Origin of the sequence: Aneurinibacillus danicus (assembly GCF_007991215.1) — a bacterium.
In the GTDB taxonomy this organism is placed as follows: domain Bacteria; phylum Bacillota; class Bacilli; order Aneurinibacillales; family Aneurinibacillaceae; genus Aneurinibacillus; species Aneurinibacillus danicus.
The window spans coordinates 1-6457 of sequence record NZ_BJXX01000227.1 but is presented as its reverse complement, the minus strand read 5'-3'; the positions used below and the strand labels follow the sequence as shown (position 1 = coordinate 6457).

Below are 6457 nucleotides of genomic sequence, written 5' to 3'. Positions count from 1 at the left end.
AGCATGTTCACAAAGGAGTTGGAATAAAAATATAGGTGGTTAGAGAAGAAAACTTATTTATCTCTACACCCTAAAAGCCAAGTGTAAAAAGCTTATGAGCAAGGAGGACTCAAATGAAAAAAGAAATGGATATAAAGGGGAAAAAAAGAACCGATTTATTCACGCCAACCAATCAACGTTGCTATCCCATCACTCATAAAATAACAGAGAAATTGCAAGAAATAATAAAAATGCTTGTTACATATGAGGGGCGTATCAACTTCCTCAAGGAAATTTACATAAGTCTTCACCGGCTTGAGGAGTATATTACAACATTGCAAGAGCTGGCTCTTCAGGAGAAAGAAGGACAACGACTCGTCTATTACTACGTTACCATTGCTCAGGATATTCGTTCTGCAGTGGTGCAACTTCGGTATTTGCTGCGTACATCCGCTCTTCCCCATAAAATAGAGGCTCAGATCGCTATTTTACATGCATTAAATCGAAAGTTACTGCATGCGATCGATACAGCTATATAAACTTTGACAAACATACAGTAAGCGTCTCCTTACTTGTTTTGATAAGGATCCACCATACCGATTACAATAGCAAAAGAAAAGACAGAAACTACATTATCGAGTACCACGAGCCGGCCTGCTTCTGGTCGGTTTTTGCTCTTTAAATTCCGGTTATCTGTGTTGATGACGAACATGGCGATAGACGTGAAAAAAGCCTGTAGCATGATTTGAAACGTATGTTCACCTTAGTAAGACTGTAAGGTGAGTATAGGGCACCCACCTTACAGCCTTACTGCTTAAAATCCTTTGTACTGGGGTTCTTCTTGTTCCAGTTGCTGGATACGCGGCTCCAACGCATCGATAATCGCTTGCGTTTGCTGCGCGTTCTGGGTGAAAAGCTGCTTTACCTGTTGATTTTGCGTGCTTAAAGCGAATGTCTCTAAGCTGGACTGTGCGCTTTTCAGGCTGGCAAGTGCTTGTTTTACCTGTGCAGATACGGTCATGTCTCTCACCTCCACAAACAGTAGTATGTACGTATCTTTTTCGTTTAAACATTAAAACTATGCAAAAATAAAAGGCAGGATGGTGGATATTCTGACGCTTGATAATATAATGTATCTTTCTTGTACGAAAATAACGGATACCTATATGGTAGGATAAAATTTCAATTTACCAGTCAAACTACAAGTGTATCTAAGGAAAGAAGGAGGAAAAAAGTAAATAAGAATGCAATTTTTTCTTGTTGCAGCGTTTGCAGAGTTAATAATAAGTAAAGACTTACAATATAAAAATTGTCGAAAATATTTCTTGTATATGAACATTCTTTTTTTAACTAACACTGTTCTTTTTTTTTAACAGAGTTGTATTGAATTTAAGGAGATAAAAAATTCACAATGAGTGTACGCTATTTTGAGCCTTACTTTATATCAAAAAACAGCAATATATTAACTCTTGGATGTGAATAATCATGCGTGATTTCTTCGTAAAGTTACGCGATAACTTCTTACCTAATATAGCGGCTTCGAAAATCAGCGTTATGGCAATCCTTGTGCTTTCATTCCTCTGCAGAATTTTTTTTAAAGTCATTTCTATGTTCGAAAAAGAAAAAACAAAGTAAGAAGTTTATTTTTTGCCATATCTCTATGTGCAATTAAAGAAAAAACGGTATAGCTTTTAAAAGGTGAAAATATATGATGTATACATGCTTAAGATTCATCGCGAAACCATTCCTTCACTGTCTGTTACGAATAGAAATTACCGGTATAGAACACGTACCACAAGATGGGCCTGTCATTATTGCAGCCAATCACATAAGTGCCTGTGACCCTATCGTTCTTGCCAGTGTGATAAAAAGAAAAATTCATTTCTTGGCAAAGAAAGAACTATTTTCAAACCGTTTCTCCCGCTGGCTTCTATCTCAGCTCTGCGCTATTCCTGTTGATCGACATAGCGGAATTGTAATTAAGCCTGTTCGCCATTCCTTACGGGTGATAAGAAACGGCAACGCTTTTGCTATATTTCCTGAAGGCACACGCTGTAAAAACGGACAAACCATTCAACCTAAAAAAGGAGTCGCTTTTTTTGCAATAAAAACAGGCGCTCCTGTTCTTCCCATCGCTTTTGTATCTGCAAAAAAAGGACCCTTAAGAACAATAAAGGTTATTATTGGAAAACCAATTTTTTTAACTGATTACACTATCCCAAATTATTCTACAGTTACGCAAATGATAATGAATCAAATAAAACGCTTATCAAATGAAGTAAGTGATGTAAACTGAAAAAATGAACTTGCGTTGTATTTATAGAATCAACTGCTTAACAATCGATTCAGCACTTGCAAGCGGATTTATCGTTTGCCTAAATTGCTCGACCCGCTGCCGTAAAGGCTCCATACTTTCAGGGAAAAAGAGCAATTTTTTTATCCAATCATTTACTTCCCGTTGATTATTCGCTTTTATGGCTAAGTCATGCTCGATTAAAAAATCGGAATTACTTTCTTCATGGCCAGGGATGGGACGATATAAAAGCAAGGGAATGCCTTTAAATAATGCTTCAAAACAGGTAAGTCCACCTGGCTTTGTAATTAACAAATCAGAAGCATCCATCCACTCATCGATATTTTCGACAAAATCTAAAATGCGAATATGAGGATGATTAAATCGCTTGTCCTGTAGTAACCATTTTTTTAATGTTTTATTACTTCCTGTACATATAATAATTTGTACCTCTTCCTTCCACCCTAAAAGAGAGCGAGCAACTTCTCTAATTCCGCCTAACCCTAAGCCTCCCCCCGCAATTAATACGGTAGGAATATGTTTCAATTGTAACTTTTGACGTATATCCTGCTTTTCATGCTTGATCCAAAAGTTTTCACGGATGGGCAACCCTGTAATGATAATTCGGCCTTCCGGAATCCCCATGTGTAATAGTTGTTCCCGCGCTTCTTTACTCCATACTAAATATACGTCTACTTCAGGGTGAACCCAACCTCCATGAACATGAAAATCTGTAATAACTGTACAGAGAGTCCATGTATACCCCATTCGTTTCAATCGTGAGATGGATGAACTAATAAACGGGTGTGTACAAATAACAAGGTCCGGGCATTCCTGTTCAACTAACATTTTAATTCGTCTATGAAAAAGATGATAAATAATAAACTTTCTCCGAATTGACAATGGCAAGTTTTGTTTATATCGATACATTTTCCTCCATAAAAAAGGAAAAACAAATACCATTTTGAGATAAACTTGAAATAAAAACATCGTTGTTAATGGATGAAGCTTTTTTCCCACTTCTACAATTTTTATATGCATAGAAGGATCAAGATAAAGAATACCTTGCATCAATCCTTCAGCAGCTTTCGTATGGCCGGCGCCAATCTTCTCTGATAAAATAAGAATTTTTTTACTCATCTATATACCTTCTTATGTTTTTGTGTAAACGAATGCAAGAAATGATATTACAATTTATGGTGCATATCCTTCCTTGCTGTATAAAAATAGAATGCCCCATATTCTTCAAAATATTCCTTAATTAGCTCATTAAGGACAAACCAGCATAAACCACAATTTCAATACATATAGTTAGATTGACAAAATGAAAAAGTGAAAATTAAACAGTAACTGCTGCAATCGAGTTTTTAATTTTAATAAAGCAGGTGATTGTACTTTGAAAGCGGTACAGTTTAATTATAGCTTTCTACGGTATATTTTCTGTAAGACAGTCGGTACGTTTCTTCCTTCTCTCTACTGGAATTCGCAGTTATCCTGTCTTCACTATCGTGATATACCTGAGCCAGTACTTCCAAATAATCAGTGGGTAAAAATCAAAGTAAAATATGGTGGGATTTGTGGTAGTGACATCAACCTTATTTTTCTTCGTGACAGTCCAGCACTCTCGCCATTCACTTCCTTTCCCTTTACTCTCGGACACGAGCTTGTCGGTGTAATAACAGAAGTGGGAAGCGAAGTAACCCATTTAGTTCCAGGGGATCGCGTGGTTATTGACCCTATTTTATCATGTGAAACGAGAGGGATTTATCTCCCTTGCTCAGCTTGTCAACGCGGAGATTTTAGTCTTTGTGAGCATATGACAGACGGCCACATTTCTCCCGGACTTTTGGTCGGCACATGTCATGATACGGGAGGAAGCTGGAGTCCATATCTCGTTGCACATCAAAGTCAGGTATTCAAGCTCCCGCCTGAAATAGATGACAGAAACGGGGTAATGGTGGAACCCTTTAGCTGTGCCTTACATAGCGTCCTCCGTAATCCTCCGAAAAATCATGACACCGTACTCATTATTGGTGCCGGAGTTATCGGCCTCTGTATACTAGCAGCCATCCGAGCATTAGACATCTCATGTCGCATCATTGTATTGGCTAAGCATGATTACCAAGCTGAACTAGCCTCTCACTATGGAGCAGATGAAGTGATTCGCCTTACATCTCAAAATCGCTATTTTTCCAAAGCAGCTTCTTCTCTTCATGCCAAACTGCTTACCCCCATTTTTGGCTCACCGGTTGCACAAGGAGGGGCTGATATAACCTTTGAGTGTGTCGGGAAGGAACGCAGCATTCATGATGCACTTCGTCTCACCAAAAGTGGCGGAAAAGTCATTTTACTTGGATTGGCAGGTATACTTAATAAGATTGACTGGACAACGGTTTGGTTAAATGAATTAACGGTGAAGGGTAGCTTTGCTTATAGTACGGAAAAGTTCGAAGGAAAAAAAACGAGGACATATGACATTGCTATCCAATTAATAGCCACGGGAAAAGTTGATTTATCCCCTCTTATTACCCATCGTTTTCCTCTTGAGCAATATAAACGAGCGATTTCTACCGCCATTAATAAAGGACAAGAAGCCGCCGTGAAAGTGGTCTTTGAACACTAAAAAAAACGCTACGAGGCAGAGGAGGATGTGAATTTTATGAACAAATTCACGATTCACCGTCCCTTATACAGTGATTTTCTTCAGTGGTTTGCAAAGGGGTTAAAAAACATTTTTACAGCCCATGGGTATCTATTTTGTGAGGAAACAAACGAGGATCTTCGATTAGTATTTAACTTTATCACTCATGAAAAACCTCGTCCGTTTCGCCGAAAGGCACAGTCCACTTTTGTTGTTTCCATACTCGAAACCCATAAAAAACCTGAAAACATATTAAAAGCAGCATACCCCTTCTTGGTGCGTTCTCTGTCTAATCATCTTATCTATATTTCTCACGAAACAGAGAATACAAACGTTTACTTTATCACGCCTGAACAAGGGTGCTATAAAATCGAATATCCGTTGAGAAATGAACAAGAATTTTTTATGCTTGTCTATCAGCGGTTGGAACCACTGGCTTCTTCTCAATTGGTCATCGATAATGAGTTCCACCAGGACCTCCCTTATAAACTATGGAATGGTGATGAGAGGACAAGAGATATGTATGTGGCCGGCCAAAAACTGGATAGAATGAATTTATTGCCAGCCCCTTTCCCTATTGAGGAATATTTAAGTCCCCGCGATTTACAGCATATAAAAAAACTATATGGCATCGGTGGATTAAGTTACGGGAATGTAAGCTGCCGCCATGATAAAGAGAGCTTTTGGATGAGCGCCAGCGGCGTTAACAAAGCAGATTTAAAAACGATTGGGAAAGATATACTTCTGATTAAAGATTATGATGCAGAAAGAAACACGATGCTCCTCAGTATACCTCCTACTATCACCCCTCGTCGAGCTTCTGTAGATGCCATTGAGCATTACATCATTTATAAAGAACACCCTTCTATCGGTGCAATTGTCCATATTCACGCCTGTGTGTTATGTAGGGACTGCAAACTTTTGTTTATTTAGAAACAAATCGCTTATGACTCTGTAGCCCAAATCATTGGGATGAACTTCATCTGCCAATAGGTGTGGTTTGTTTAAAAAAGAATCCATCGGGTTAATGGTATGAACACTAAATTGTTTTGCTGTTTCTTCATATAATTTGTTTATCCTTCGAATCAATTTATTGGCCAACTCATATAGTTTGTGGTCCAGAGTACCGGGATTATAAAGACCCATTAAGAATACTTGAGTGTTTGGGTTAGCTTCAGTTATATCGCGTAATATGTGTCTCAAATTTTGCTTTAACGTTTGAATCGTACGAACGTATTCCAAAAAGCTAACGTTATTCTGGTAAGCACGAATCATATCGATTCCGCCTGTTGTAATTGTAATATGAGTTGCTCTCTTTAACACATCGCGTATTTTGGAATTGATAAGAAATTGAAGCAGTTCTCCGCTGCTACGCCCTGATTTACCCAAATTCATGTACTGGCATTCTTTCGTTTGTTTTATGGCTTGAAAAAAACTGGCTGTAAATGAACGGTCATGTGTAGAAGCTCCCACTCCCGCAGTGAGAGAATCTCCCAGGGCAATATAAAAAACTCGATTTTCCATTTGCTCCTCCCTTTTGTACA

General features: G+C 38.3%; 7 protein-coding genes. 4 read left to right on the top strand and 3 right to left on the bottom strand.

Going from position 1 to position 6457, the window contains the following annotated elements; all coding sequences use genetic code 11:
* Positions 1 to 113 precede the first annotated feature (113 nt).
* The gene (locus ADA01nite_RS21050) at positions 114 to 518 is read left to right on the top strand and encodes a hypothetical protein (RefSeq protein WP_146812396.1); all 405 of its coding nucleotides are present in this window, start codon (positions 114 to 116) and stop codon (positions 516 to 518) included.
* Between the two features lie 275 nt (positions 519 to 793).
* Here ADA01nite_RS21050 and ADA01nite_RS21045 read toward each other — a convergent pair whose 3' ends face one another.
* Positions 794 to 1000 (bottom strand): DUF1657 domain-containing protein, encoded by a 207-nt coding sequence (locus tag ADA01nite_RS21045; RefSeq protein WP_146812395.1) that lies wholly within the window; start codon positions 998 to 1000, stop codon positions 794 to 796.
* Positions 1001 to 1687: 687 nt separating this feature from the next.
* On the opposite strand from ADA01nite_RS21045, the gene ADA01nite_RS21040 reads away from it, so the two are divergent.
* Positions 1688 to 2275 carry a lysophospholipid acyltransferase family protein gene (locus ADA01nite_RS21040; protein ID WP_146812394.1) on the top strand — a complete coding sequence of 196 codons (588 nt, stop codon included), beginning with the start codon at positions 1688 to 1690 and terminating at the stop codon, positions 2273 to 2275.
* Positions 2276 to 2296: 21 nt separating this feature from the next.
* Here the strand turns inward: ADA01nite_RS21040 and ADA01nite_RS21035 are convergent, their stop codons facing one another.
* Positions 2297 to 3412, bottom strand: coding sequence for an MGDG synthase family glycosyltransferase (locus ADA01nite_RS21035; protein WP_146812393.1), 1116 nt, complete (start codon positions 3410 to 3412; stop codon positions 2297 to 2299).
* Positions 3413 to 3668: 256 nt separating this feature from the next.
* Here ADA01nite_RS21035 and ADA01nite_RS21030 point away from each other — a divergent pair, with 256 nt between their 5' ends.
* Positions 3669 to 4895 carry a zinc-dependent alcohol dehydrogenase gene (locus ADA01nite_RS21030; RefSeq protein WP_146812392.1) on the top strand — a complete coding sequence of 409 codons (1227 nt, stop codon included), beginning with the start codon at positions 3669 to 3671 and terminating at the stop codon, positions 4893 to 4895.
* Between the two features lie 36 nt (positions 4896 to 4931).
* The gene (locus tag ADA01nite_RS21025) at positions 4932 to 5846 is read left to right on the top strand and encodes a class II aldolase/adducin family protein (RefSeq protein ID WP_146812391.1); all 915 of its coding nucleotides are present in this window, start codon (positions 4932 to 4934) and stop codon (positions 5844 to 5846) included.
* Here the strand turns inward: ADA01nite_RS21025 and ADA01nite_RS21020 are convergent.
* A partial coding sequence (locus tag ADA01nite_RS21020) for a GDSL-type esterase/lipase family protein (RefSeq protein WP_218029600.1) occupies positions 5814 to 6457 on the bottom strand: 644 nt, incomplete at its 5' end. The genes ADA01nite_RS21025 and ADA01nite_RS21020 overlap by 33 nt on opposite strands.